Below are 23,781 nucleotides of genomic sequence, written 5' to 3' on the forward strand. Positions count from 1 at the left end.
AACCCCCCGCCGAGGCGCAATCGGGCGAGGGCGCATCGCGCGCGAGGTTCAGGCCGCGCGCGGCACCGGTGCCGCCTCGATGCGGGCGAGGCGAACGAGACCGACCACGGCCACCACCAGGGCGGGAAAGACCAGCAGGTTCAGCGCCTGCCAGCCGAGCCAGTGGTGCAGCGCCCCCGACAGCACCGAGGTGACGGCCACCGAGCCAAAGACGATCACGTCGTTCGCGGCCTGGGCCTTCGAGCGCTCCTCCGGCCGGTAGGAGGAAGTGAGCAGCGCCGTGCCGCCGACGAACATGAAGTTCCAGCCCACCCCGAGGGCGACGAGGGCGACCCAGAAATGCGCGAAGCTCTGGCCCGACAGCGCCACCGCCGCGCAGGCCGCCGTCAGTGCCGCCCCGGCGGCGATGACGCGCAGCACGCCGAAGCGCGCGATCAGATGGCCGGTGACGAAGGAGGGCGCGAACATCGCCGCCGCGTGCCACTGAATCACGGTCGAGGAGTCGCTCACCGAGAAGCCGCACAGCATCATCTCGAGCGGGGTGGCCGCCATCAGGATGTTCATCGTGTCCCACCCCACCACGGCGGACAGCACGGCGACGATGAAGCGCGGCCGGCGCAGGATCGGGCCCAAGGGCACCTTGGCCGTGCCGCGCGGGTCGGGTGGCGGCGGCAGACGCATGGCGGACACGAGGGCGGCGGTGGCGAACGGCAGGGCGGCAAAGGCGAGGTAGGAGCCCGCGAACAGGACCGGGGTGAACCAGTCCTTCGTCACCTTCACCACCGCCGGGCCGAGGAAGGCGCCGATGACACCGCCCGCCATCACGGTGCTGATCGCCTTCGGCCGATAAGCAGCATCCGCCACCTCGGCGGCGGCGAAGCGATAGTACTGCGCGATGCCGAAGGCCGCACCCGAGAACACGCAGCCTACCAGGAACAGGCGGAACGAGCCGATCCAGAGGGCGGCGAAGAAGATCGCCGTCGCCACCAGGTACGACGCCGCCCCCATCAGGAAGCCGGCATGGCGGCCAAGCCGGGCGAAGATCACCGCGCCAGGGATCGACACCGCCATGGTGGCCAGCATCTGCACCGCGAGCGGCAGGGTGGCGAGCACCTTGGCCTCGGCGAGCGCATAGCCGATCAGCGCCGCCATCGCGACCTGCCCGCTCTGCGCCGCCTGGGCGAGCGCCTGGGCGCAGAAGAGCAAGGCGACGGTGCGTTTCGGCTCGCGCGCGAGCGACGTCATGCGAAATGGCTCCACCCTGCACGCTCGAGCGGGATCACGCCCCCGTCCGGCGCGAGAACGCGCACCCCCTCACCCGCGACCAGTCGCCCGATCCGCGTCACCGGCACGCCCGCGATCAAGCCGGCCTTCTCCACCCGCTCGGCCGCGTCCGCCGGGGCGGAGAAGACGAGCTCGTAGTCGTCCCCGCCGGCGAGGCAGGTGGCGAGCAGGGCCGGGTCGCGCGCGAGTACGGCCGCGGCGGAGGAGGAGAGCGGCAGGGCGGCGGCCTCGATCTCGGCCGCACAGCCGGAGGCGCGCGCGAGATGGCCGAGGTCCTGCACCAGCCCGTCCGAGACGTCGAGGCAAGCGGTGGCGATCCCGGCGAGCCTCTGGCCGAGGATCACCCGCGGCCGCGGCAGTCGGTAGCGTTCGGCGAGGAATTCGCGGTCGGCCTCGGCGAGGTCGGGCAGGCGACCGCTGAGGGCGAGCAGGCCGAGCGCGCCGTCGCCGATGGTGCCGCTGACCCAAACCTCGTCGCCGACGCGCCCGCCCGCCCGCGTCAGCGCCCGGCTTGGGCCGACCGAGCCGAGGATGGTGAGGGAGAGGGTGAGTGGGCCCGGTGTCGCGACCGTATCGCCGCCGAACAGCCCGCACTCGAACACCTTCTGGTCGGCGGCGAGGCCGCGCGCGAAGGCCGCAAGCCAGGCCTCGTCGACCGACTGCGGCAGGGCGGTGGTGAGCAGGTAGCCGAGCGGGGCCGCGCCCATCGCGGCGAGGTCGGAAAGGTTCACGCGCAGGAGCTTGCGCCCGATCGTCTCCGGCGGGTCGTCGGGCAGGAAGTGCACGCCCTCCACCATGGCGTCGGCGGCAAGCACGAGGGTGCGGCCCTCCGGCGGATCGAGCAGGGCGGCGTCGTCGGTGAGCGAGAGCGCCCCCGGCACGGCGGCGGCGAGCGGGCGGAAGTGCCGGGCGATCAGCGCAAACTCGCGGGCGAGGCTCATTGCGAGGCGGGGGCGGCGGCGAATTCGGCCGCCCGCAAGGTGCGGGCGAGGCGATCGAGCACGCCGTTGGCGAAGCGCGGCTCATCGCCGGAGAAGAAACCGTGCGCGATGTCGAGATACTCGTTGATGATCACCTTGGCGGGCGCGCCGGTGGCGTCGAACAACTCGCCGGCCGCCGCGCGCAGCACGGCGCGCAACACGGGGTCGAGCCGCTCCATCGGCCAGTCCTCCGCGAGCGTGGCGGCGATGGCGCGATCGAGCACCTCGGCGTTGCGCGCCCACCCACGCACGATGGCGGCGAGCAATGGCACGTCGGCGCCCGGGATCCGCCCTTCCTCCAGTGCGGCTTCGGCGAAATCGGCCGGGCCGTCGGCGACGACGCGGTGGCGGACGAATTCGTCGAGCACCGTCTCCGGGCTCACTCCGGCCTGCTCGGCCTGGTAGAGGGCCTGCACGGCGGCGAGACGGGCGGCGGTGCGCGGCCGGCCGCGCCCGCCCTGGCTGCGCGGCCTCGCCATCAGAGCCCCCAACGCCGCGCGAGCGCAATCTGCGCGAGCAAAGCCCGCGCCGCTTCCGCTCCCTTGTTCGTCTCATCGTCGCGCGCGCGGGCGAGCGCCTGCGCCTCGTCGTGCACGGTGAGCACGCCGAAGGCGACCGGAACGCCGAACTGCACGGAGAGGTCCATCAGTCCGCGCGCCGCCTCGCGGGCGATGTGGTCGTAATGGTCGGTCTCGCCGCGCACCACGCAGCCGAGCGCCAGAAACCCGTCCCAATGCGGCCCGCCCGCCCTCGCCATGGCGCGGATCGCCATCCGGATCGCCCCGGGGAGTTCGAAGGCACCGGCGACCTGCACGAGCTCGTGCGTCGCCCCCGCATCGTCGAGAATGCGCCGGGCGCCGGCGAGCAGCCCCGCCGCCACCTCGGCGTAGTAGGGCGCCTCGACGATCAGCACATGCGGCGGTTTCGCCGCCGGTGCATCCCCCTCTCCTGCCGTCATCGCGCTCCGTCCTCCGCGCGGGGAATGGGCCGATGCGCGACCACGGTCAAGCCATGCCCCTCGAGACCGATGATGGGACGCGGATTGTTGGTGAGCAGGATCATTTCGCGCACGCCGAGATCGCGCAGGATCTGCGCACCGACGCCGTAGTCGCGCAGCTGCGGCTTGCGCCCCGAGGCGGCACCGAGGATGCGTTCGGAGAGGGCAGTGGCGCGCGGTTCGCGGATCAGCACCACCACGCCGCGGCCCTCGCGCGCGATCAGCCGCATGGCGGGCGCGAGATCGGACCCGCCGCGATCGCCCAGCACGTCGGTCAACACATTGAGCGCGTGCATGCGCACGAGCACGGGCCCCGCAGCGGAGAGGTCGCCCTTCACCAGCGCGACATGCTCGGCGTATTCGACCGTGTTGACGTAGACGATGGCGCGGAACGCACCGCCATGGATGCTGTCGATCATCGTCTCGGCGCGGCGTTCGACGAGCTTCTCCGTGCGGCGGCGATAGGCGATCAGGTCGGCGATGGTGCCGATCTTCAGCCCATGCCGTTGCGCGAAGGCGACGAGGTCGGGCAGGCGCGCCATCGTGCCGTCGTCGTTCATGATCTCGCAGATCACGCCGGCCGGGGTGAGCCCGGCGAGGCGGGCGATGTCCACCGCCGCCTCGGTGTGGCCCGCGCGCACGAGCACACCACCCTCGCGCGCCATCAGCGGAAAGACGTGGCCAGGCGTGCAGATGTCGGCCGGGCCCTTGGTCGGATCGATCGCGACCGCGATCGTGCGCGCGCGGTCCGCCGCCGAGATGCCGGTGGTGATGCCCTCGCGCGCCTCGATCGAGACGGTGAAGGCCGTCTGGTGTCGCGAGGCGTTCGACTGCGCCATCAAGGGCAGGCCCAGACGTTCGACGCGCTCGCGGGTGAGTGCGAGGCAGATCAGGCCGCGGCCGTACTTCGCCATGAAATTGATCGCGGATGCGTCGGCGAACTGGGCGGGAATGACGAGATCGCCCTCGTTCTCGCGATCCTCGTCGTCGACAAGCACGACCATCCGCCCGGCCTTCGCCTCGGCGATGATCTCCTCCGCGCTGGCAAGCGCCGAGGTAAGGCCGACATCGCGCGCCGGCGCGCTCATCGCCCCCTCGCTTCAAGGAGGCGCGCGAGGTAACGCGCGACGAGATCGACCTCGATGTTCACGGGATCTCCGGGCTTGAGCCGGCCGAGGGTGGTGACCTCGGCGGTGTGCGGGATGATGTTGACCCCGAAGGCATCGGCGTCAACGTCGTTCACCGTGAGGCTGACCCCATCCACGGCGACCGATCCCTTCGGCGCGAGATAAGGCATCAGGTGCGGGGGTGGGCGAATGGTGAGGCGAAGGCTTCCGCCCTCGGGGCTGGCGGCGGCGACGCGCCCCACCCCGTCGATGTGGCCGGTGACGAGATGGCCGCCCAACTCGTCGCCCACCCTGAGCGCACGCTCCAGGTTCACGGGAGTGCCCGGCCGCCAGCGCCCGATGGTGGTCTTGTCCAGCGTCTCGGCCGAGGCGGTGAAGGCGAGCGTGCCCGGCCCCTTCTCCACCACCGTCAGGCAGCAGCCGTTGCAGGCGACGGAGGCACCGAGGGGGATTTTGTCCGTGTTCCAGCCGGTGGCGATGACGAGCTTGAGGTCCCGCGCTTCGCCCGCCGGTTCGATCGCCCGCACCTCGCCGAGATCGGTCACGATGCCGGTGAACATCTAAGCCTCCGTACCGAGGACGAGCAGCCGATCCGGGCCCACCCGCTCCTCCTCCACCACCCGCCATGTCGGCATGGCGGACAGATGCGGAAGGGAGAGCGCGCCGATGGCAGGGGTCGCATCGCCCCCCAGCACGGAGGGGGCATGGAACCAGGCGAGGCGATCGACGAGGCCTGCACGCAGGAGCGAGGCGGCGAGCCGGGACCCACCCTCGACCAGCACGCGGGTGATGCCGCGCTGGGCGAGAGCGCGCAAGGCGGCGAGCGGCTCCGGCTGCCCGTTCGGATCGGGCGGAACGGCGATCACCGTCACCCCGCAATCGGCCAGGGCGGCGACCCGGTGCCGATCCGCCCCCGGCGTGGTCAGCACCCAGGTGGGGACGGCGCGGGCGGTGGCGACCAGGCGGGCGGTGAGCGGCAGCCTCGCCCGTCCGTCGGCGACGATGCGCACGGGCCCAGGGTGGCCGCGCGGCACCAGGCCCGGGACGCGGACGGTGAGCTCGGGGTCGTCGGCGAGCGCGGTGCCGGAGCCGATCAGGATCGCGTCATGCCGCGCCCGCAGGCCGTGCGCGAGCCGCCGCGCCGCCTCGCCGGTGATCCAGCGGCTTTCTCCGCCGGCGGTGGCGATTCGCCCATCGAGGGTGGTGGCGAGCTTCAGGGTGACGAGCGGGCGGCCGGCGCGGACGCGCAGGATGAACCCGGCGTTGAGCGCGGCCGCCTCGGCCTCGAGCACGCCCTCCGTCACCGCGATCCCGGCGTCGCGCAGCCGAGCGATGCCCTCCCCGTTCACCCGCGGGTCCGGGTCGCGGGCGGCGATCACGGCACGGGCCAATCCGGCGGCGATCATCGCGTCCGTGCAGGGCGGCGTCCTGCCCCAATGGCAGCAGGGCTCGAGGGTGACGTAAGCGGTCGCCCCGCGCGCGGCTTCCCCGGCGCGCCGCAGCGCCTCCGTCTCCGCATGCGGACGCCCTCCAGGCTGGGTCCAGCCGCGGCCGACGATGCGACGATCGCGCACGATGAGGCAGCCCACCGCCGGGTTGGGCGCGACGTTGCCCAACCCCCGCCGGGCGAGGGCAAGGGCCGCGCGCATGAAGGCGAGGTCGTCCGCCCCCGCCGCCGGTGCGGCGTCAGCTTCCACGCCCGTTGCCGAGCGTGCCGACGAAGCGCTCGAAGTCCTTCGCCTCGCGGAAGTCGCGGTAGACGGAGGCGAAGCGCACGTAGCCCACCGGGTCGAGGTCCTTCAGCACCTCCATCACCATCTCGCCGATCATCTTGGAGGGAATCTCGCTCTCGCCGGAGGTCTCGAGCTGGCGCTGGATGCCGTTGACGATGCGCTCGATCTGCTCGTCGGTGACGGGGCGCTTGCGCAGCGCGATGCGGATGGAACGGGCGAGCTTTTCGCGATCGAACGGCACCCGCCGCCCGTCCGACTTGATCACGGTGAGTTCGCGCAGGACGGTGCGCTCGACCGTGGTGAAGCGCTGGCCGCAGGAGGGGCAGAAGCGGCGACGGCGGATCGCTGCCCCGTCCTCGGTGGGGCGGCTGTCCTTCACCTGGGTGTCCTCGTGTCCGCAGAACGGACAGCGCATCAGGCCTCCCTCAGGCGCGATAGACGGGGAAGCGGGCGCAGAGCGCCTTCACCCGCTCGGCCACGCGGCGCTCGGCTGCTTCGTTCGTGCCGTCGTTGGAGCGCGCGAGCCCCTCCAGCACCTCGCCGATCATGCGCGCGACCTCGCGGAACTCCTCCACTCCGAAACCGCGCGTGGTGGCGGCCGGAGAGCCGAGGCGGATGCCCGAGGTGACCATCGGCTTCTGCGGGTCGAACGGGATCGCGTTCTTGTTGCAGGTGATGTGGGCGCGCTCGAGCGAGGCCTCGGCCGCCTTGCCGGTCAGGTTCTTGGGCCGGAGATCGACCAGCACGAGGTGGCAGTCGGTGCCGCCCGCGACGAGCCCGAAGCCCTGGGCGAGGAGTTCCTCCGCCATCGCGCGCGCGTTGTCGATCACCCGCTTCTGGTAGGCGCGGAACTCGGGGGTCAGCGCCTCGCCGAACGCCACCGCCTTGGCGGCGATGACGTGCATCAGCGGCCCCCCCTGCAGGCCGGGGAAGACGGCGGAGTTGATCCGTTTGCCGAGCTCGGCGTCGTTCGAGAGGATCATGCCGCCGCGGGGCCCGCGCAGCGTCTTGTGCGTGGTCGTGGTGACCACGTGGGCGTGCGGAAAGGGCGAAGGGTAGAGCCCGGCCGCGATCAGCCCGGCGAAGTGGGCGACGTCGGCCATGAGCCAGGCGCCGACCTCGTCGGCGATCTCCCGGAAGGCCTTGAAATCGAGCGCGCGCGGGATGGCGCTGCCGCCGGCGATGATCATCTTCGGCCGGTGCTGGCGGGCGAGGTCGCGCACCTCGTCCATGTCCACACGATGATCATCCCGCCGCACGCCGTAGGTGACGGCCTTGAACCACTTGCCGGAAAGATTGACCGGGGCACCGTGCGTGAGGTGCCCGCCCGCGGCAAGGTCCTGGCCGAGGATGACGTCGCCGGGTTGCAGCAGGGCGAGCATCACCGCCTGGTTCGCCTGCGCCCCCGAGTGCGGCTGGACGTTGGCGAAGGCGCAGCCGAACAGCGCCTTGGCGCGGTCGATGGCGAGCGCCTCGACCTTGTCCACCTCTCCGCAGCCGCCGTAGTAGCGCCGGCCCGGGTAGCCTTCGGCATACTTGTTGGTCATCACCGAGCCTTGTGCCTCGAGCACGGCGCGGGAGACGAGGTTCTCGGAGGCGATGAGCTCGATCCCGTCCTGCTGGCGGGCGAGTTCGCCCGCGATCGCCGCCGCGACCGCCGGGTCGACCTCGGCCAAGGGGGCGGTGAAGAAGCGGGCGGGGCTGAGGGCAGCGGCGGCGACGTTCATCGCACGGGGTCTCCGGTCAGTTCGATCTTGGCGACACGACGCTCGTGCCGCCCACCCTCGAAGGGCGTGGCAAGGAAGGTCTTCAGCGCATCCAGCGCCGGCTCGACCCCCGTGGTGCGGGCGCCGAAGGCGATGACGTTGGCGTCGTTGTGGGCGCGGGTGAGGCGTGCCCCCGTGACGTCGTGGATCAGGGCGCAGCGGATGCCCGGATGGCGGTTCGCCGTCATCGACATTCCGATGCCCGTGCCGCAGACGAGCACGCCGAAGCGCGCCCTGCCCTCGAGCACGGCGCGGCAGACGGCATGCGCGAAATCCGGATAGTCGACGGAGGCGGTGCCGTCGGTGCCGCAGTCGATCACCGGGTGGCCCCACTCGGCCAGCGCCGCGGCGAGGGTCGCCTTCAGGGGGTAACCCGCGTGGTCTGCGCCGATGGCGACGGCGGATTTGGCTTCGGTGTCCGTCATTCGGGTGTCCTTGCGCCGCGTCAGTGGAGCGCCGGCTGTCTGTTACCACGGGCGGGGCAGGGTCGAAACCGTCGCCACAAGGGGTGGCAGGGGTGTGTCGCTTCGACAAAACCAGAAAACCAGTTGTTTGGCCGCAGGCGCGCGGCTAAGCTGAAGACATGACGCTCGACGAGGCGGCCGCGGTGCTCGCCCAACTCGGCAACCGCTCGCGGCTCGAGATCCTGCGGCTGCTGGTCCGTGCCGCGCCGGAAGGGCTGACCGTCGGCGAGATCGGCGAGCGGCTCGCCCTGCCGCCGTCCACGCTTGCCTTCCACCTGCGCGGTCTCGTTTCGGTCGGCCTCATTGCGCAGACGCGGGAAGGGCGCACGGTGCTCTGCCGCCCCTGTTTCGCCGCTCTCGACCAGGTGGCCGCGTTCCTGAAGGCGGAATGCCGCTGCGACGGCGCGGCGTCAGCCACGGATGCCTCCACCCGCGATGCCGCCTGAGCCCTCCCCGCGCTTCCCCAGCTGCGGAGGCGCGCGATGATCACCGAGGCCCTGACCCCGGGTGCCCCCTCCCCTCGCGCGCCCTGGCGCCACGTCTTCACCACGAGGCTTGGCCGCGCAGACCGCGTGGTGGCCGCAATCGGGGCGATCCTCCTCGCCCTTCTCATCGTCGATCCCACCCAGGCTTGGGCGAGCTTCATGTTCGCCGTGTGCGCCCTGGCCGCGATTGCGCCGTTCCTCGCCCTGTCCGTTCTGCTCGCCGCGGGGGCAAAAGCGACGGGAGCCGACCAGCAGGTCTCGCGCGTGCTGCAGGGACGGGAATCGGTCGCGATCCTCGCTGCTGCGATGTTCGGCGCCCTGTCGCCTTTCTGTTCCTGTGGCGTGGTGCCGCTGATCGCGGGCCTTCTCGGCGCAGGCGTGCCGCTTGCGCCGGTGATGGCGTTTTGGCTTGCGAGCCCGTTGATGGACCCGAACCAGTTTTTCCTCTTGGTCGGGGCCATTGGTGCCGACTTCACGATCGCCAAGACGCTGGCTGCCATCGGCATCGGCCTTCTGGGCGGCTTCGGAACGCTTGCGATCGCCTGCGCCGGTGGCTTCACCGAAGTACTCCGCCCGTCCATCGCCCGGCCGACCTGTTGCGCGAAGAAGCGCGCACTGAACCCGCTGCCGCCGGTCTGGCGCTTTTGGCAGGAGCCGGAGCGAGGCGGGCGTGAGGCGTGGTTCCTCGTCCGCATCCTCGCCCTCGCACTCCTGCTCGAAAGCCTGATGCTGACCTTCCTGCCGGCCGATGCCGTGGCGCGCCACCTCGGGGAGGGCAATACCTTCGCCATCCCGCTTGCCGTGGCGCTCGGCGTTCCCGCCTGATTGAACGGTTTAGCCGCCATCCCCCTCGTCAGCGGTCTGATCGAGCTCGGCATGAGCCCTGCCGTCGGCCTCGCCTTCCTGCTGGCGGGCGGCGCGACGTCGCTGCCGGCGGCCGTCGCGGTGTGGGCTCTCGTTCGCCCGCGCGTCTTCGCCGCCTACCTCGCCTTCGCCGGCCTCGGCTCGACCCTCGCCGCCCACGCCTTCGCTGCGGTGCTCTGCTGCGGGGGTTGCCTCGGCCGAATCGTGAGGTGGTGGGCTTGCCGGCTCCGCCCTGAAAACGCGTGCTCGTACCCGACGCCCCTACGCTCGCCCCCACCCGGCCCTTAGCCCGCTCACGGTGTCAGTCTCGCCTCAATCGCCGCGCGAGTTTCGCTGCCGCCAAACGCTCCACCATCGCCGGCGAATCCGCCGGACCCGTCGCCACCGCCTCCTCGCCGGTGCAGGGGTCGACCGCCGCCACGCGCAACCAGGCACCGAGGCGACGATGCTCGAACAGCACCTCGCCGCCGGTCCCCCACGGCCGCCCGCACGCCCCGTCTGGCACGCGGGACGGGGCTCGCCTATCGTCGCCGCCGGTCACACCGAATATCCACCGGGGAGGCGCCGCCGATGACCACGCATCGTCCCGAAACCCTCGTCCTGCACGCAGGCTACCGGCGCGACCCCGCAACCGGCGCCGTCGCCGTGCCGATCTACCAGACCACCTCTTACCAATTCGACAGCACCGAGCACGCGGCCAACCTGTTCGCGCTGAAGGAGCTCGGCAACATCTACACCCGCATCATGAACCCGACCGTCGACGTGCTGGAGAAGCGCGTCGCCGCCCTCGAAGGCGGGGTCGCCGCCCTCGCCCTCTCTTCCGGCCAGGCGGCCACCACCTTTGCCATCCTCAACCTCGCCCAGGCCGGCGACAACATCGTCTCCTCCACCGACCTCTACGGCGGCACCTGGAACCTGTTCGCCAACACCTTCAAGCAGCTCGGCATCGAGGTGCGCTTCGTCGATCCGCAGGAGCCCTCGAACTTCGCCGCCGCGACGGACGATCGCACCCGCGCCTACTACGCCGAGACGCTGCCCAACCCGAAGCTGCACGTCTTCCCCATCCGCGAGGTGGCCGAGATCGGGCGCAAGCTCGGCGTGCCGCTGATCATGGACAACACCGCAGCACCAGTGATCTGCCGCCCGCTCGAACACGGGGCGGCGGTGGTGATGCACTCGACCACGAAATGGATCGGCGGGCACGGCACCTCGATCGGCGGCATCGTGGTCGATGGCGGCAATTTCGACTGGGAGGCGAACGCCAAGCGCTTCCCGCTGCTGAACGAACCCGACCCCTCCTACCACGGCGCGATCTGGACCCAGGCGGTGAAGCCGCTCGGCCCCATCGCCTACATCATCCGCATGCGCGTCACGCTCTTGCGCGACCTCGGCGCGGCGATGAGCCCGTTCAACGCCTTCCTGTTCCTGCAGGGGTTGGAGACGCTGCCTCTGCGCATGCAGCGCCATTGCGAGAACACACTGAAGGTCGCGCAGTATCTCGCATCCCACAAGGCGGTGACGCGCGTCATCCACCCCTCGCTGTTCGCGGGCGAACAGAGGCGCCGGGCCGATGCTTACCTCAAGGGCGGCTACGGCTCGCTGATCGGCTTCGAACTCGCGGGCGGAGTCGAGGCCGGGCGTCGCTTCATCGACAACCTCAAGCTCCTCTATCACGTCGCCAACATCGGCGATGCGCGCAGCCTCGCCATCCACCCCGCCTCCACCACGCACAGCCAGCTCGATGCCGACGAGCAGGCGGCATCGGGCGTGACGCCCGGCTACGTGCGCCTCTCCATCGGCATCGAGCACGTGGACGACATCATCGCCGACATCGATCAGGCGCTCGCCGCCGCCACGGGCGGCATCGCCAAGGCCGCGGAGTGAGGTGAGCGTGCCGCACCGCTTCGCAGGCCGCTTCCCCGCCACCCGCGCGCGACGCAACCGCCGCGACGGCTGGACGCGCCGTCTCGTCGCCGAACACGTCCTCACCGTCGACGACCTGATCTGGCCGATCTTCGTCAAGGAGGGGGTGGATTCGTCCGAACCCGTCTCATCCATGCCGGGGGTGGAACGGCTCTCCATCGATCGCGCGGTGCGCGCGGCGGAGGAGGCGGCGCGCCTGGGCATACCCGCGATCGCGCTGTTCCCCGTCACCCCGCCCGAACTCAAGGACGAGGAGGGAACGGAGGCGACCAACCCGCAGAACCTGATGTGCCGGGCGGCGCGCGCGATCAAGTCGGCGGTGGGCGACGCGATCGGGCTGATCGGCGATGTCGCCCTCGACCCCTACACCAGCCACGGCCACGACGGGGTGATCCGCGACGGCTACGTGGCGAATGACGAGACGGTGGCGATCCTCTGCCGCCAGGCGGTGGTCCAGGCCGAAGCCGGGATCGACGTCATCGCGCCGTCCGACATGATGGACGGCCGCGTCGGCGCGATCCGGGCCGCGCTCGACCAGGCCGGATTGATCCACACCCGCATCATGTCCTACGCGGCGAAATACGCCTCGGCCTTCTACGGTCCGTTCCGCGACGCGGTCGGATCCGCCACGGCGCTGAAGGGCGACAAGAAGACCTACCAGATGGACCCGGCCAACACGGATGAGGCGCTGCGCGAAGTGGCAATGGACATCGCGGAAGGGGCGGACATGGTGATGGTGAAGCCCGGCCTGCCCTATCTCGACATCGTCCGCCGCGTGAAGGACGGCTTCGGCATGCCGACCTTCGCCTACCAGGTCTCGGGCGAGTACGCGATGATCGCGGCGGCGGCGGAGCGGGGCTGGCTCGATCGCGAACGGGCGATGATGGAGTCCCTCCTCGCCTTCAAGCGCGCGGGGGCGGACGGCATCCTCACCTACTTCGCGCCCTTCGCGGCGAAGCTGTTGCGCGGCGAGCGCTGAGGGCGTTCCCACTTCCGCTCGAACGGTTCGGTTGAGGAGGGATCGGTTCGCATGGCGATCGCAGCTGGTGCTGAGAAGCAGGTCGGCAAACTCGTCATCCGCAACCTCGGTCTGGTCGTCTCCGGCGACCTCGACCAACCCTTGCTGGACGCCGACACCATCGTCGCCGAAGGCGGCCGGATCGTCGCCATCGGGCGGCAGGCCGACTGCGACACGGACGGCGCGCGCGTGGTGATCGACGCCAAGGGCTGCGCGGCCATTCCGGGCTTGATCGACAACCACGTGCACACCGTGTTCGGCGACTGGACGCCGCGGCAGAACCAGCTGGGCTGGATCGAGTCCTGCCTGCATGGCGGCGTGACCAGCATGATCTCCGCCGGCGAAGTGCACCTGCCGGGCCGGCCGCGCGACCCCGTCGGCGCGAAGGCCTTGGCCATCGTCGCCCGCAAGTCCTTCGGCGACATCATGCCGAACGGCGTACGCGTGCTCGCGGGCGCGGTGATCCCCGAACGCGGCCTCACCGAGCCTGATTTCGCCGAGATGGCGGCGGCAGGGGTGAAACTGATGGGCGAGATCGGCCTCGGCTCGGTCACGCAGGCCGAGGAGGCGCGCGAGATGGTGGCGATGGCGCGACGGCACGGGCTTTCCACCGTCACCCATGTCGGCGGGCCGTCCGTGCCGGGCTCCTCCTACATCGGCGCCGACGTGGTGCTGGCGGCCGATTCGGATGTCTGTTCGCACATCAACGGCGGCCCCACCGCGCTCGATCAGCGCCAGATCCGGCGCATCTGCGAGGAAACCACACGCGCGGTGGAGATCATCCACAACGGCAACCCGCGCGTCGCCCTGTTCGCCATGCGCACCATGCTCGAACTGGGCAAGGAGGCGCAGCTCACCTTGGGCACCGATGCGCCGGCCGGCTCGGGCGTCCAACCCCTGGGCATGCTGCGCACCATCTCGCTGCTCTGTTCGGTCGGGGGTGCGGCGCCGGAACGCGCGATCTGCTGGGCAACCGGCAACGTCGCGCGCGTGCGTAGGCTTGAGCAGGGCGTGCTCGCCGTCGGCCGCCCTGCCGACCTCGTGCTCTGCGACCGTCCGCAGGGCTCGGACAGCACCAATGTGCTCGAGGCGCTCTCGGTCGGCGACCTGCCGGGGATCGGCATGGTCATCACGGACGGCGTGATCCGGGTGACGCGAAGCCGCAACACCCCACCGGCGGAACGGATGCCCGAGCGCGTGGTGTGACCGCGCTTCCCCTCGGCCCCGCGGTCGACGACACGCCGCGGCCATTGCCCGCCCGCATCGCGCACGCGGGACGCAGCGTGCGCCTCGAGCCGCTCGGGCCGAGCCATGCCGCCGACCTCTGGCTGGCGGCGGCGGGAGCCGAGGCGAGCTGGACATACCTCTCCTACGGCCCTTTCGAGAGCGAGACCGCCCTGCGCAGGCACCTCGCCCGCCTCGCCGCCCGGCACGATCCCCTGTTCTTCGCCGTCCTGCCCACGGCGAGGGGCGGTGCCGCGGGCTGGATCTCCTTCATGGAGATGCGGCCCGACGATGCCGACATCGAGATCGGCCACATCTGGTTTCCGCCTGTCCTCGCCCGCAGCCGTGCGGCGACGGAGGCGATCGCCATCCTGATGCGCCACGCGCTGGATGACCTCGGCTACCGCCGCCTGACCTGGAAGTGCGACGCGCTGAATGCCGCCTCGCGCCGCGCCGCCGAACGCCTCGGCTTCACCTTCGAGGGCATCCACCGCAACCACCGCATCGTGAAGGGACGATCGCGCGACACGGCGTGGTATTCGATCATCGATGCCGAATGGCTGCTGGTGCGCGATGCCCTCGCCGCCTGGCTCGATGACGCCAATTTCGACGAGGACGGGCAGCGGAAGCGGTCACTGGCCGCCATCAGGGCGGAGCTCGCCCGCGCGCGATGAACTATCGCCACGCCTTCCACGCCGGCAACCACGGCGACTGCCTCAAGCACGCCCTCCTCGTCGCCTTGCTCGATCGGCTCCTGCGCAAGGACGCGCCGCTCGCGGTGGTCGATCTGCACGCGGGTCGCGGCCGCTACGACCTCGGCGGCCCGGAGGCGAGCCGCACCGGCGAGTGGCGCGACGGAATCGGCCGCCTGCTCGACCAGCCGCCCGCACCGCTCGCCCGCTATGTCGGGCTCGTGCAGGCACTCGGCCTCTATCCCGGCAGCCCCGCCCTTGCGCAGGCTCTTCTTCGCCCGACCGATCGCCTCGTGCTGAACGAGAAGCAACCCGAGGAGTTCGCCGCCCTGCGCGCCTGGGCGGAGGGAGATGCCCGCATCGTGCTTCGTCAGGGCGACGCGTGGGCGCTGAAGGGGATCGTTCCGCCGGCGGGCTATCGGCGCGGCCTCGTCCTGTTCGACCCGCCCTATGAAGCGGAAGGCGAGCACGCGCGCCTCGCTGCTGCCTTGCGGGAGGCCCATCGCCTCGCCCCCACCTTCGTCCTCGCCGCTTGGTATCCGGTCAAGCATCTGGCGCCGGTGCGGGCCTTGCGCGACTCGCTCGCCGGCCTGCCCAAGCTGGTCGATGCCGCGCTCTACCTGCGCCCGCCGCTCGATCCGACGCGCCTGAACGGGTCGGGGCTAATCGTCGTCAACGCGCCCTGGGGCTACGCCGAGGAAGCGCAGGCGATCGTTGAGGCGCTGCGCGGCCGCCTCGCCGACGAGGCGGGGGCGGCGGTCCACCTCGCCGCGGCATGAGCCGGCTCACCGTGCTCGGTGCCGGTGCGTGGGGCACTGCGCTCGCCGTTCGGCTGGCGGAACGGAACCGTGTGACGCTCTGGGCCCGCGACCCCACGCGAGCAAAGGCGATCGCCAGCGCGCGACGCAACGAGCGCTACCTGCCGGGGATCTCCCTGCCTGAGGCCGTCGTGGTGACGGCCGATCCGGCCGAGGCGATCGCCGGTGCGGAGGCGGTGCTCGTTGTCATCCCCACGCAGCATCTGCGGGCGGTGGCGGAGCGTTTCGCCGCCCTTTGGCCCTCCGGCATGCCGGTGGTGATCTGCGCCAAGGGCATCGAGGCCGGCACGCTCCGGCTGCCGAGCGAAATCCTCGACGCGGTGTTGCCGGGAGCACCCCTTGCCGTGCTGACGGGTCCTTCCTTCGCGCACGAGGTGGCGCGGGGCCTGCCCGCCGCCCTCGTCCTCGCGTGTCCGGACGAAGCCGTGCGGGCCGACCTCCGCCAGCGTCTCGCCATCGACCGCATTCGCCTGTACGGCTCGCCCGACGTGATCGGCGCGCAACTCGGGGGAGCGGCGAAGAACGTGATCGCGATCGCCGCCGGCGTGGTCGAAGGTGGGGGTTTCGGCGAGAACGCCCGGGCGGCGCTGATCACCAGGGGGCTTGCCGAACTCGCGCGGCTGATCCTCGCGGAGGGCGGGCGGGCTGAGACGGCGTCGGGGCTCGCCGGGCTCGGCGATTTGATCCTCACCTGCACCGGGGCGGCAAGCCGCAACCACAGCCTCGGCGTCGCCCTCGGGCGGGGCGAGCCGCTGGACGCGATCCTCGCCGCCCGCCGCGGGGTGACGGAGGGGGTCGCGACTGCACCCGCCCTGGTCGCCCGCGCGCGCATGCGGGGTATCGAACTGCCGATCGCGGAGGCGGTGGCCGACCTGCTGGCCGGCCGCGCCTCCCCGTCGGACCTGGCCGAGCGCCTTCTTGGCCGCCCGCCGCGGGACGAGTGAGTTATTCCGCCGCCGAACGCAGCGCCACGCCGGCGGCGAGCGGCGCCAGCGGCAGGGCGGCGGCGAGCAGGGCGCCGAGCATGGCGAGATGGGGGGAGACGGGAAGACCCACCGAAGCGGCCTCCACCGCCGCCGCCCCGAAGATCAGCACCGGGATCGTCAGCGGCAGGACCAGCAGGGGAAGCAGCACGCCGCCGCGACGCGCACCGAGCGTGAGCGCGGCCCCCGCGATGCCGAGCAGGGAGAGCACCGCCGTGCCAAGCGCGAGGGCGGCAACCAGCGCGGGGATGGCGCGCAGCGGCAGCGCCAGCATCACGCCCCCGAACGGGGCGGCAAGCAGCAGCGGCACGCCGGTGGCAAGCCAGTGCACGGCCCCCTTCGCCGCCGCGATCGCCGCCGGATGCAGCCCCGAGACGAGCAGCTGATCGAGCGTTCCGTCCTCGTAATCGGCACCGACCAGGCGATCGAGCGGCAACAGCGCGGCAAGCAGGGCGGCGACCCACACCACGCCCGCCGCGATCCGCGCCAGCACCATCGGGTCCGGCCCCACCCCGAACGGAAAGAGCCCGCAGGCGAGCAGGAAGAAGGCGACGGCGGCGAGCGTGTCGCCGGCATTGCGGCGCGCAAGCGCAAGGTCGCGCGCCACCAGACCGAACCAGGCCTTCACGCCGCGAGCCTCAGCGTGCGGGCATCGGCGATCGGCAGATCGAGATGCGACGAGGCGACCACGATGCCGCCGCGCGCGCGGTGCGCCGCAACGAGACGCCCCAAGGTCGCAACCCCGGCGGCGTCCAACGCCACCGTCGGCTCATCGAGCAGCCAGAGCGGACGGTCGCCGAGCAGCAGGCGCGCGAGAGCCACGCGGCGTCGTTGCCCCGCCGAAAGGATTCGCACCGGCGCCTCGGCGAGCGGCTCGAGCCCGACCGCCACGATCGCCTCCTCCGCCGACCCGCCGCGAAGGCGCGCCTCATGATGGAGGGTCTCGAACACGGTCAGTTGCGGCTTCAGCGCATCGAGATGACCGAGGAGAGCGACGCGGGCGGCATGGGCGAGCGGATCTTCGCGGACGTTTTCGCCCTCCCAGGCGAGCGTTCCGTCGGCGACACGACCGAGACCGGCGAGCACGCGCAGGAGCGAGGTCTTGCCCGCCCCGTTCGCGCCGAGCAGCACCAGCGCCTCGCCGCGCGCAAGGCAAAACGAAACGCCGGCGAACACCAGCCGCCCCCCGCGCTCGCCGGCCAAGTCCCGCGCCTCCAACACCGCTGCCCCCGACTCCCGCTCGATGGACGGGTCGCACCCTATGGTGTAACGAGCCCTTCCGCCAACACGCCCAGGCGCTGTGTGCCATCTGGGGCGAAAGGAGAGCGACCGCCATGCGCATGATCGGGCAGGACAGCCTGAACACCCGCCGCCGGCTCGCGGTGGACGGCAAGGAATACGTGTATTTCTCGCTGCCGGAGGCGGGGCGCGCCCTCGGCGTGGATCTCTCCCGCCTGCCGATGAGCCTGAAGATCCTGCTCGAGAACGTGCTGCGCTTCGAGGACGGGCGGAGCTACACGGTGGAGGATGCGCGCGCGATCGCCGCTTGGCTGGAGGCCGGTCACTCCGAACGCGAGGTGCCGTTCCGCCCCGCGCGCATCCTGATGCAGGACTTCACCGGCGTGCCGGCGGTGGTCGACCTCGCCGCCATGCGCGACGGCATGATCCGCCTCGGGGGCGATCCGCAGAAGGTCAACCCGCTGGTGCCGGTCGACCTCGTCATCGATCACTCCGTGATGGTCGATCACTTCGGCCGCCCCGACGCCTTTCGTCGCAACGTGGAGGTCGAGTTCGCGCGCAACCGCGAACGTTACACCTTCCTCCGGTGGGGGCAGGAGAGCTTCAACCGTTTCCGCGTCGTCCCACCGGGCACCGGCATCTGTCACCAGGTCAACGTCGAGTATCTCGCCCAGGTGGTCTGGACCGACGAGGTGGACGGCACGACCTACGCCTACCCCGACACCTGCTACGGCACGGACAGCCACACCACGATGGTGAACGGGCTCGGCGTGCTCGGCTGGGGGGTGGGCGGCATCGAGGCCGAGGCCGCGATGCTCGGCCAGCCGATCGCGATGCTCATCCCCGACGTGGTCGGGTTCCGCCTGACGGGCAGGCTGCCCGACGGAGCGACGGCGACCGACCTCGTGCTCACCGTCACCCAGATGCTGCGCAAGAAGGGGGTGGTGGGGAAATTCGTCGAGTTCTTCGGGCCGGGGCTTGACGACCTTCCGCTCGCCGATCGTGCCACCATCGCCAACATGGCCCCCGAGTACGGCGCGACCTGCGGCTTCTTCCCCATTGATGCCGCGACCTTGCGCTACCTCGAACTGACGGGGCGCGATGCGCACCGGATCCGCCTCGTCGAGGCCTACGCGCGCGCGCAAGGCCTGTTCCGCGATGCGACCACGCCCGAGCCGCGCTTCTCGGACGTGCTCGAGCTCGATCTCTCCACCGTGCAGCCCTCGCTCGCCGGCCCGAAGCGGCCGCAAGACCGCGTGCCGCTGGTGAACGTCGCGCGCGCCTTCGAGGAGGAGCTGACGAAGAGCCTCGGGGTGTCGCCGCAAGAGGCGACGAAGCGCGTGCCCGTCGAAGGCACGAACTACGAGCTCGGCCACGGCGACGTGGTGATCGCCGCCATAACCTCCTGCACCAACACCTCCAACCCCTCGGTGATGATCGCGGCCGGGCTGCTCGCCCGCAACGCCCGCCGGCGCGGGCTCACCACCAGGCCATGGGTGAAGACCTCGCTGGCGCCAGGGTCGCAGGTGGTGACGGAGTATCTGGAGAAGTCCGGGCTGCAGGCCGATCTCGACGCGCTCGGGTTCAACCTCGTCGGCTATGGCTGCACCACCTGCATCGGCAACTCGGGCCCGCTCGATGAGCGCATCGTCGAGGCGATCGAAGGCAACAAGCTCGTCGTCGCCGCCGTGCTGTCGGGCAACCGCAACTTCGAGGGTCGGGTGCACCCCAACGTGCGGGCGAACTACCTCGCCTCCCCGCCCCTCGTCGTCGCCTATGCGCTGGCGGGCTCGATGCGGGTCGATCTCGCCGCCGACCCGATCGGCCACGACCCGGACGGCAAGCCGGTCTTCCTGCGTGAGATCTGGCCGTCGAACGCCGAGATCGCGCGCGTCGTCGAGGGTAACGTCACGCGGGAGATGTTCCGTACCCGTTACGCCGACGTCTTCAAGGGCCCGCCCGAGTGGCAGGCGATCGCGGTCGAAGGCGGCGAGACCTATCGCTGGAACGACGCGTCGACCTACGTGAAGAACCCACCCTACTTCGAGGGCATCACGCCGACCCCGGCGCCGATCGCCGACATCGTCGGCGCGCGGCTCTTGGCGCTCCTCGGTGACTCCATCACCACCGACCACATCAGCCCGGCGGGGTCGATCAGGAAGACCTCGCCCGCCGGCCAGTACCTGCTCGAACGCCAGGTGCGGCCGGAGGACTTCAACAGCTACGGCGCGCGCCGCGGCAACCACGAGGTGATGATGCGCGGCACCTTCGCCAACATCCGGCTGCGCAACGAGATGGTGCCGGGCGTGGAAGGCGGGGTGACGCGGCATCAGCCCTCGGGCGAGGTGATGACGATCTACGACGCCGCCATGCGCTACGCGGCGGAGGGCGTGCCGCTCGTGGTCGTCGCCGGCAAGGAGTACGGCACCGGCTCCTCGCGCGACTGGGCGGCGAAGGGCACGCGGCTCCTTGGCGTGCGCGCGGTGATCGCCGAAAGCTTCGAGCGCATCCATCGCTCCAACCTGGTCGGCATGGGGGTGCTGCCGCTCGTCTTCCGCGAGGGGACGGACCGCAAGACGCTCGGCCTCGTCGGCGACGAGACCTTCGACGTGCTGGGGGTTGCCGATCTCCGCCCGCGGATGGAGCTCGAGCTCGTCATCCGACGTGCCGACGGGCGCGTCGATCGCGTGCCGGTGCTCTGTCGCGTCGATACCGCCGATGAGGTTGAGTATTTCCGCCACGGCGGCATCCTGCCCTACGTGTTGCGCGGCATGGCGAAGGCGGCCTGAGCCGCTCCGCCGCCGGGGCGAAGGCGGAGGCGGCGGTCAGTCGAGCTGCAAGAGGAGGCTCTTGAGGTAAGCGCTCTCGGGCAGTTGCGGGTGTACGGGGTGGTCGGGCCCTGCCCCGGCAGCGCGCAGGATGCGCCCTTCCCGTTCAGCCTTTGCGAGGCCCTTGGCTGCGCAGGCAGCGAACTCCTCCGCCGAGACGTGGTGGCTGCAGGAGGCGAGGAACAGGAAGCCGCCCGGCGCGACCACCGAAGCGGCGAGGCGCGCGAGCTTCTCGTAGCCCTTCAGCGCCGGGCCGTGGTCCTTGCGTGACTTCGCGAAGGCCGGCGGGTCGGCGATCACGAGGTCGAAGCGGGCGCCTTCGGCGGCAAGGTGCTCGAGCAGGCCGAAGGCCTCCGCCCGCACGATCTCGACCCGCTCGGCAAGCCCGTTCGTCCGCGCCGTCTCGGCCGCGATTGCCAAGGCCGGTTCCGAGCGGTCGGCGAGCGATACGCGTGCCGCCCCGGCGGCGGCGCAGCGCAGCCCGAAGGCGCCGGTGTGGCAGTAAAGATCGAGCACGCGCGCCCCTGCGGCGAGGGCTGCGACGGCGTCGCGGTTGAACCGCTGGTCGTAGAACCAGCCGGTCTTCTGCCCCTTCAGCACGTCGATCGGAAAGACGACGCCGCCCTCCTCCAGCTCGAGCCGCTGCGGCAGGCGGCCGGCGAGGACGGCCGCGCGCTCCGGCAGACCCTCGAGGGCGCGCGCTGGTCCTTCGTCGCGCGCGACCACGGCGAGTGGGGCGAAGAGATCGTCGAGCGCATCCAGGAGCTCCGCCTCCAGCCGCGCCGCCCCGGCCGCGCCGGCGGAGACGACGAAGACCTCGCCGTAGCGATCGATCACGAGGCCCGGCAGGCCGTCGGCCTCGGCGTGGCACAACCGATACCAGGGGGATGCGAAAAACCGCGCGCGCAGGCAGGATGCGGCGGTCAGACGGGCGGCAAGGAACCGGGAATCGATCACCGCCTCCGGGTCGGGGGAGAGACGCCGGGCGGCGATGAGGCTATGGGGATTGAACATGAAGGTGCCGAACGCACGTCCCGAGGCGCTCTCGAGGCGCACGAGCCCGCCGGCAGGCAACGCGCGCAAGCCCGGGCTCCACTCGAGCTCGTTCGAGAACGCCCATGGATGACCCGCGCGGAGCCGTCGGTCATGCCCGGGCAGAAGCCGAAGAAGAGGGCGATCAAGGCGTGTCGGATGATCGGGATTGTCGGACATTCGCGGCGAACTCCGGCGGGCCTGCAGGGAGCGGCGGGCCGTCAACCCCCGTTGTTTCCGACCGAAAAACTCGGGTAACCCTCGAGCGAGCGGGCGAGGTGAGCGACATCGCGGATCGCCTCAAAGGGGAGTTGAGCGCAGCCATGGTTCAGCACGAACCCCTTCGCGTCGTCTCGCAGCGTCTCGGCGCGCTGCCCGCCCCCTGCGCCCACTGCGACGTGCGTGAACGCAACTTTTGCGCCGCGCTCGAGCCGGAGGAGGTGCTGGCGCTGACCAAGATCATGACGGAGGCGAGGTTCGCCCCGCACGCCACGCTGTTCCGGGAGGGCGAGCCGGCCGAGACCGTCATGAACATCACCTCCGGGGCGGTGAAGCTGTACAAGCTGCTCGCCGACGGCCGCCGGCAAATCCTCGGCTTCCGCTTCGCGGGCGACTTCATCGGGCTGACCGCAGGACGCGAATACACCTACACGGCGGAGGCGCTGGAGGACACCCGAGTCTGCCGTTTCCCGCGCAAGCGCATGGAAGCCTTGCGCGAGAGCTTCAAGCGGATCGACAAGCGGCTGCTCGAACTCTCCATGGAGGAACTGGCGGCGACACAGGAGCAACTCGTCCTGCTCGGGCGCAAGACGGCGGAGGAGAAGGTCGTCTCCTTCCTGCTCCTGCTCGCCAACGGCCAGGTCCGGCGGGGCGAGCCGCTCGAGCCGATCCGGCTGCCGATGACGCGCAGCGACATCGCCGACTATCTCGGGCTGACCATCGAGACGGTGAGCCGCACCTTCTCGCTTCTCAAGCGGCGCGGGCTGATCGCGCTCGACGACACCACCCACGTGCGGGTGAGCGATCGCGCGGCGTTGGAGGAGATCGCCGCCGGTTCCGGCTGACGCCCGCGGGACGGGGCGAGGGTCGCGGTGCGCTGCGACGGCGCGCGCCGCCGACAGGGCGCTCAGCGCACGAACACCCGCACCTCGGTGACCGTCGCCTCGCGCGCGGTCGCCGCCGACAGCGACAGCCGCTCCGACGGCATGCCCATCTCGACCAGCGCGCGCAGCACGCCCTCCGCCTGCCGGCGTGCCTCGTTCGCCGCCCGCGCCTGTTCGGCGGGCTCGCCGCGCGCCGGTGCCACCCCCTGCACCTCGAACTGGACGGCCGGGTTGCGGTCGAGCGCGGCGGAGACGGCGTCGTAGAGCGGCTGCCGGTAGGCGACTTCGGGGCGGTCGAAGCGGATGGTGACGAGCGGGCGTCGCTGCGCCGCCGCCGGCACGGGGCGGGGTGGTGCGGCCTGCGGCCCCGTGGCGACACGGGCCGAGAGGGGAGCGCCGAACATCCGTCCCGAATTGATCGCCAAGCCCAGGCTGCCCAGCGTGCGCCGCTCGGCGGCCACGGTGGCGGATTGGCGGCTGATGTCGTCGGTGATCTCGTTCAGAAGCCGCTCGATGGTGACGATGGTTCGGTTCAGGTCGTCCTCGAGCAGGTCGAGATTGCGGTGATCCTGATCCACGCCGCCCGACAGGCGATAGGCCGAGCGGATGGCGCTGTGCAGGAAGTTGGCGGTCGCGGCATTGGCAGCCACACGGGTGGAGAGGGCGGAAAGACGCCCGACGTTGCGGTCGAGCTCACCGAGCAGCCCCTGCGCTTCGTTCCAGGCCGCGATGAGCTCGGGATTGCCCGGCGTGGTGCCGACCTGCAGCCGCGCGGTCATCGTGCCGACGAGCGTCTGATAGCGGCCGGTGATGTCGGCGATCGCGGCCCGCACGGCGCGGAACTCCTGGGCGTTCGCCATCACCGAACTGCGCAAGCCGGAGAGTTCGGAGGCGAGACCCTGCACGCGCTGATCGACCACCGTGCCCGTGGGCACCAGCCTGGCCGGCCCGGCGCCGAGGATCGAGGAGTCCTCCGAGGCCGCGCCAAGCTCGAAGCGCGGCGACGCTTCCTCGGGCACCCGGCTCTGACAGGCGACCGCGAGCAGGGCGACGAGGGCCAGGGCGACGGGCTGAGCCGGAAGTCGGGCAGAAGGCACGGTCACGATTTTCCCAGGGATCGCCGGGCGGAGGGAGGACGCTCGCGCCTCCTCTAGCAGAGCGGTCGGCAGCCGCGAAAGGCCCGGGGCCCGTTCTGGCCCGCCGGCGCGCCGAGTGCTATCG

26 protein-coding genes are annotated in these 23,781 nt (G+C 71.3%); 11 read left to right on the forward strand and 15 right to left on the reverse strand.

The features are described from left to right. Window positions 1-48: 48 nt before the first annotated feature. Genes DWB05_RS13835 through rpiB form a run of 10 tightly spaced genes read right to left on the reverse strand, consistent with a single transcriptional unit; the run spans window position 49 to window position 8,312 of the window. Window positions 49-1,245 (reverse strand): MFS transporter, encoded by a 1,197-nt coding sequence (locus tag DWB05_RS13835; protein ID WP_114377805.1) that lies wholly within the window; start codon window positions 1,243-1,245, stop codon window positions 49-51. Then, window positions 1,242-2,225 carry a thiamine-phosphate kinase gene (thiL, locus tag DWB05_RS13840; RefSeq protein WP_114377806.1) on the reverse strand — a complete coding sequence of 328 codons (984 nt, stop codon included), beginning with the start codon at window positions 2,223-2,225 and terminating at the stop codon, window positions 1,242-1,244. The genes DWB05_RS13835 and thiL overlap by 4 nt, the downstream gene beginning before the upstream one ends. After that, on the reverse strand, window positions 2,222-2,743 hold the full coding sequence (gene nusB / locus DWB05_RS13845) for a transcription antitermination factor NusB (protein ID WP_114377807.1): 522 nt from the start codon (window positions 2,741-2,743) through the stop codon (window positions 2,222-2,224). The genes thiL and nusB overlap by 4 nt, the downstream gene beginning before the upstream one ends. Continuing rightward, complete coding sequence (gene ribH / locus DWB05_RS13850; RefSeq protein WP_114377808.1) at window positions 2,743-3,222, reverse strand: 6,7-dimethyl-8-ribityllumazine synthase; 480 nt, start codon at window positions 3,220-3,222, stop codon at window positions 2,743-2,745. Before ribH ends, nusB begins: the two co-directional genes overlap by 1 nt. Beyond that, complete coding sequence (gene ribB / locus DWB05_RS13855) at window positions 3,219-4,349, reverse strand: 3,4-dihydroxy-2-butanone-4-phosphate synthase (RefSeq protein WP_114377809.1); 1,131 nt, start codon at window positions 4,347-4,349, stop codon at window positions 3,219-3,221. The genes ribH and ribB overlap by 4 nt, the downstream gene beginning before the upstream one ends. After that, window positions 4,346-4,948: a riboflavin synthase gene (locus tag DWB05_RS13860; protein ID WP_114377810.1), complete on the reverse strand. Its 603-nt coding sequence runs from the start codon at window positions 4,946-4,948 to the stop codon at window positions 4,346-4,348. The genes ribB and DWB05_RS13860 overlap by 4 nt, the downstream gene beginning before the upstream one ends. Then, window positions 4,949-6,085, reverse strand: a complete 1,137-nt coding sequence (ribD, locus tag DWB05_RS13865) for a bifunctional diaminohydroxyphosphoribosylaminopyrimidine deaminase/5-amino-6-(5-phosphoribosylamino)uracil reductase RibD (RefSeq protein WP_408608499.1) — start codon at window positions 6,083-6,085, stop codon at window positions 4,949-4,951. It lies immediately after the preceding gene. Further along, window positions 6,075-6,536, reverse strand: a complete 462-nt coding sequence (gene nrdR, locus DWB05_RS13870; RefSeq protein WP_114377811.1) for a transcriptional regulator NrdR — start codon at window positions 6,534-6,536, stop codon at window positions 6,075-6,077. The genes ribD and nrdR overlap by 11 nt, the downstream gene beginning before the upstream one ends. Window positions 6,537-6,546: 10 nt before the next feature. Beyond that, on the reverse strand, window positions 6,547-7,848 hold the full coding sequence (gene glyA, locus DWB05_RS13875) for a serine hydroxymethyltransferase (protein ID WP_114377812.1): 1,302 nt from the start codon (window positions 7,846-7,848) through the stop codon (window positions 6,547-6,549). Next, window positions 7,845-8,312 (reverse strand): ribose 5-phosphate isomerase B, encoded by a 468-nt coding sequence (gene rpiB / locus DWB05_RS13880; RefSeq protein WP_114377813.1) that lies wholly within the window; start codon window positions 8,310-8,312, stop codon window positions 7,845-7,847. Before rpiB ends, glyA begins: the two co-directional genes overlap by 4 nt. A 158-nt stretch (window positions 8,313-8,470) precedes the next feature. On the opposite strand from rpiB, the gene DWB05_RS13885 reads away from it, so the two are divergent. Genes DWB05_RS13885 through DWB05_RS14930 form a run of 3 tightly spaced genes read left to right on the forward strand, consistent with a single transcriptional unit; the run spans window position 8,471 to window position 9,988 of the window. Beyond that, window positions 8,471-8,797 carry an ArsR/SmtB family transcription factor gene (locus DWB05_RS13885; protein WP_114377814.1) on the forward strand — a complete coding sequence of 109 codons (327 nt, stop codon included), beginning with the start codon at window positions 8,471-8,473 and terminating at the stop codon, window positions 8,795-8,797. A 36-nt stretch (window positions 8,798-8,833) separates the two neighbouring features. Beyond that, the gene (locus DWB05_RS13890; RefSeq protein ID WP_198669185.1) at window positions 8,834-9,661 is read left to right on the forward strand and encodes a permease; all 828 of its coding nucleotides are present in this window, start codon (window positions 8,834-8,836) and stop codon (window positions 9,659-9,661) included. A gap of 51 nt (window positions 9,662-9,712) precedes the next feature. After that, window positions 9,713-9,988 (forward strand): hypothetical protein, encoded by a 276-nt coding sequence (locus tag DWB05_RS14930; RefSeq protein WP_198669186.1) that lies wholly within the window; start codon window positions 9,713-9,715, stop codon window positions 9,986-9,988. Window positions 9,989-10,001: 13 nt separating this feature from the next. Here DWB05_RS14930 and DWB05_RS14935 read toward each other — a convergent pair whose 3' ends face one another. Next, entirely contained in the window at window positions 10,002-10,160 is a 159-nt protein-coding gene (locus DWB05_RS14935) for a DUF6898 family protein (RefSeq protein WP_198669187.1), read from the reverse strand. Between the two features lie 110 nt (window positions 10,161-10,270). Between DWB05_RS14935 and DWB05_RS13895 the strand changes: the two genes are divergently transcribed. The 6 genes from DWB05_RS13895 to DWB05_RS13920 are packed head-to-tail and all read left to right on the forward strand — an operon-like array spanning window position 10,271 to window position 16,319. After that, window positions 10,271-11,584, forward strand: a complete 1,314-nt coding sequence (locus DWB05_RS13895) for an O-acetylhomoserine aminocarboxypropyltransferase/cysteine synthase family protein (protein ID WP_114377815.1) — start codon at window positions 10,271-10,273, stop codon at window positions 11,582-11,584. A 7-nt stretch (window positions 11,585-11,591) separates the two neighbouring features. Then, window positions 11,592-12,602, forward strand: a complete 1,011-nt coding sequence (hemB, locus tag DWB05_RS13900; protein ID WP_114377922.1) for a porphobilinogen synthase — start codon at window positions 11,592-11,594, stop codon at window positions 12,600-12,602. 51 nt (window positions 12,603-12,653) lie between these two features. Beyond that, a complete protein-coding gene (locus DWB05_RS13905) occupies window positions 12,654-13,847 on the forward strand; it encodes an amidohydrolase family protein (protein WP_114377816.1) in 1,194 nt (397 codons plus the stop codon). After that, the gene (locus DWB05_RS13910; protein ID WP_114377817.1) at window positions 13,844-14,539 is read left to right on the forward strand and encodes a GNAT family N-acetyltransferase; all 696 of its coding nucleotides are present in this window, start codon (window positions 13,844-13,846) and stop codon (window positions 14,537-14,539) included. Before DWB05_RS13905 ends, DWB05_RS13910 begins: the two co-directional genes overlap by 4 nt. Next, entirely contained in the window at window positions 14,536-15,336 is an 801-nt protein-coding gene (gene rlmJ / locus DWB05_RS13915; RefSeq protein WP_114377818.1) for a 23S rRNA (adenine(2030)-N(6))-methyltransferase RlmJ, read from the forward strand. Before DWB05_RS13910 ends, rlmJ begins: the two co-directional genes overlap by 4 nt. Continuing rightward, window positions 15,333-16,319, forward strand: coding sequence for an NAD(P)H-dependent glycerol-3-phosphate dehydrogenase (locus DWB05_RS13920; protein WP_114377819.1), 987 nt, complete (start codon window positions 15,333-15,335; stop codon window positions 16,317-16,319). Before rlmJ ends, DWB05_RS13920 begins: the two co-directional genes overlap by 4 nt. 1 nt (window position 16,320) lies before the next feature. On the opposite strand, the gene ccmB is transcribed toward DWB05_RS13920, so the two are convergent. Beyond that, window positions 16,321-16,986: a heme exporter protein CcmB gene (ccmB, locus tag DWB05_RS13925; protein WP_114377820.1), complete on the reverse strand. Its 666-nt coding sequence runs from the start codon at window positions 16,984-16,986 to the stop codon at window positions 16,321-16,323. After that, window positions 16,983-17,579, reverse strand: a complete 597-nt coding sequence (ccmA, locus tag DWB05_RS13930; protein WP_114377821.1) for a heme ABC exporter ATP-binding protein CcmA — start codon at window positions 17,577-17,579, stop codon at window positions 16,983-16,985. The genes ccmB and ccmA overlap by 4 nt, the downstream gene beginning before the upstream one ends. A gap of 113 nt (window positions 17,580-17,692) precedes the next feature. On the opposite strand from ccmA, the gene acnA reads away from it, so the two are divergent. Next, complete coding sequence (gene acnA / locus DWB05_RS13935; protein ID WP_114377822.1) at window positions 17,693-20,386, forward strand: aconitate hydratase AcnA; 2,694 nt, start codon at window positions 17,693-17,695, stop codon at window positions 20,384-20,386. A gap of 36 nt (window positions 20,387-20,422) precedes the next feature. Here the strand turns inward: acnA and DWB05_RS13940 are convergent, their stop codons facing one another. Next, the gene (locus DWB05_RS13940; RefSeq protein WP_114377823.1) at window positions 20,423-21,637 is read right to left on the reverse strand and encodes a class I SAM-dependent rRNA methyltransferase; all 1,215 of its coding nucleotides are present in this window, start codon (window positions 21,635-21,637) and stop codon (window positions 20,423-20,425) included. 98 nt (window positions 21,638-21,735) lie between these two features. Between DWB05_RS13940 and DWB05_RS13945 the strand changes: the two genes are divergently transcribed. Further along, window positions 21,736-22,521: a cyclic nucleotide-binding domain-containing protein gene (locus tag DWB05_RS13945; protein ID WP_232818557.1), complete on the forward strand. Its 786-nt coding sequence runs from the start codon at window positions 21,736-21,738 to the stop codon at window positions 22,519-22,521. A 62-nt stretch (window positions 22,522-22,583) separates the two neighbouring features. Here DWB05_RS13945 and DWB05_RS13950 read toward each other — a convergent pair whose 3' ends face one another. Beyond that, window positions 22,584-23,663 (reverse strand): hypothetical protein, encoded by a 1,080-nt coding sequence (locus DWB05_RS13950; protein ID WP_114377824.1) that lies wholly within the window; start codon window positions 23,661-23,663, stop codon window positions 22,584-22,586. Window positions 23,664-23,781: the final 118 nt, after the last annotated feature.

Origin of the sequence: Elioraea thermophila (ex Habib et al. 2022) (assembly GCF_003336755.1) — a bacterium.
GTDB classification, from domain to species: domain Bacteria; phylum Pseudomonadota; class Alphaproteobacteria; order Acetobacterales; family Acetobacteraceae; genus Elioraea; species Elioraea thermophila.

Excerpts from the sequence above, each read along its gene's own strand:
- DWB05_RS13835 (WP_114377805.1), bottom strand. The coding sequence starts at position 1,245 with ATGACGTCGCTCGCGCGCGAGCCGAAACGCACCGTCGCCTTGCTCTTC.
- thiL (WP_114377806.1), bottom strand. The coding sequence starts at position 2,225 with ATGAGCCTCGCCCGCGAGTTTGCGCTGATCGCCCGGCACTTCCGCCCG.
- nusB (WP_114377807.1), bottom strand. The coding sequence starts at position 2,743 with ATGGCGAGGCCGCGCAGCCAGGGCGGGCGCGGCCGGCCGCGCACCGCC.
- ribH (WP_114377808.1), bottom strand. The coding sequence starts at position 3,222 with ATGACGGCAGGAGAGGGGGATGCACCGGCGGCGAAACCGCCGCATGTG.
- ribB (WP_114377809.1), bottom strand. The coding sequence starts at position 4,349 with ATGAGCGCGCCGGCGCGCGATGTCGGCCTTACCTCGGCGCTTGCCAGC.
- DWB05_RS13860 (WP_114377810.1), bottom strand. The coding sequence starts at position 4,948 with ATGTTCACCGGCATCGTGACCGATCTCGGCGAGGTGCGGGCGATCGAA.
- nrdR (WP_114377811.1), bottom strand. The coding sequence starts at position 6,536 with ATGCGCTGTCCGTTCTGCGGACACGAGGACACCCAGGTGAAGGACAGC.
- glyA (WP_114377812.1), bottom strand. The coding sequence starts at position 7,848 with ATGAACGTCGCCGCCGCTGCCCTCAGCCCCGCCCGCTTCTTCACCGCC.
- rpiB (WP_114377813.1), bottom strand. The coding sequence starts at position 8,312 with ATGACGGACACCGAAGCCAAATCCGCCGTCGCCATCGGCGCAGACCAC.
- DWB05_RS13885 (WP_114377814.1), top strand. The coding sequence starts at position 8,471 with ATGACGCTCGACGAGGCGGCCGCGGTGCTCGCCCAACTCGGCAACCGC.
- DWB05_RS13890 (WP_198669185.1), top strand. The coding sequence starts at position 8,834 with ATGATCACCGAGGCCCTGACCCCGGGTGCCCCCTCCCCTCGCGCGCCC.
- DWB05_RS14930 (WP_198669186.1), top strand. The coding sequence starts at position 9,713 with ATGAGCCCTGCCGTCGGCCTCGCCTTCCTGCTGGCGGGCGGCGCGACG.
- DWB05_RS13895 (WP_114377815.1), top strand. The coding sequence starts at position 10,271 with ATGACCACGCATCGTCCCGAAACCCTCGTCCTGCACGCAGGCTACCGG.
- DWB05_RS13905 (WP_114377816.1), top strand. The coding sequence starts at position 12,654 with ATGGCGATCGCAGCTGGTGCTGAGAAGCAGGTCGGCAAACTCGTCATC.
- rlmJ (WP_114377818.1), top strand. The coding sequence starts at position 14,536 with ATGAACTATCGCCACGCCTTCCACGCCGGCAACCACGGCGACTGCCTC.
- DWB05_RS13920 (WP_114377819.1), top strand. The coding sequence starts at position 15,333 with ATGAGCCGGCTCACCGTGCTCGGTGCCGGTGCGTGGGGCACTGCGCTC.
- acnA (WP_114377822.1), top strand. The coding sequence starts at position 17,693 with ATGCGCATGATCGGGCAGGACAGCCTGAACACCCGCCGCCGGCTCGCG.
- DWB05_RS13940 (WP_114377823.1), bottom strand. The coding sequence starts at position 21,637 with ATGTCCGACAATCCCGATCATCCGACACGCCTTGATCGCCCTCTTCTT.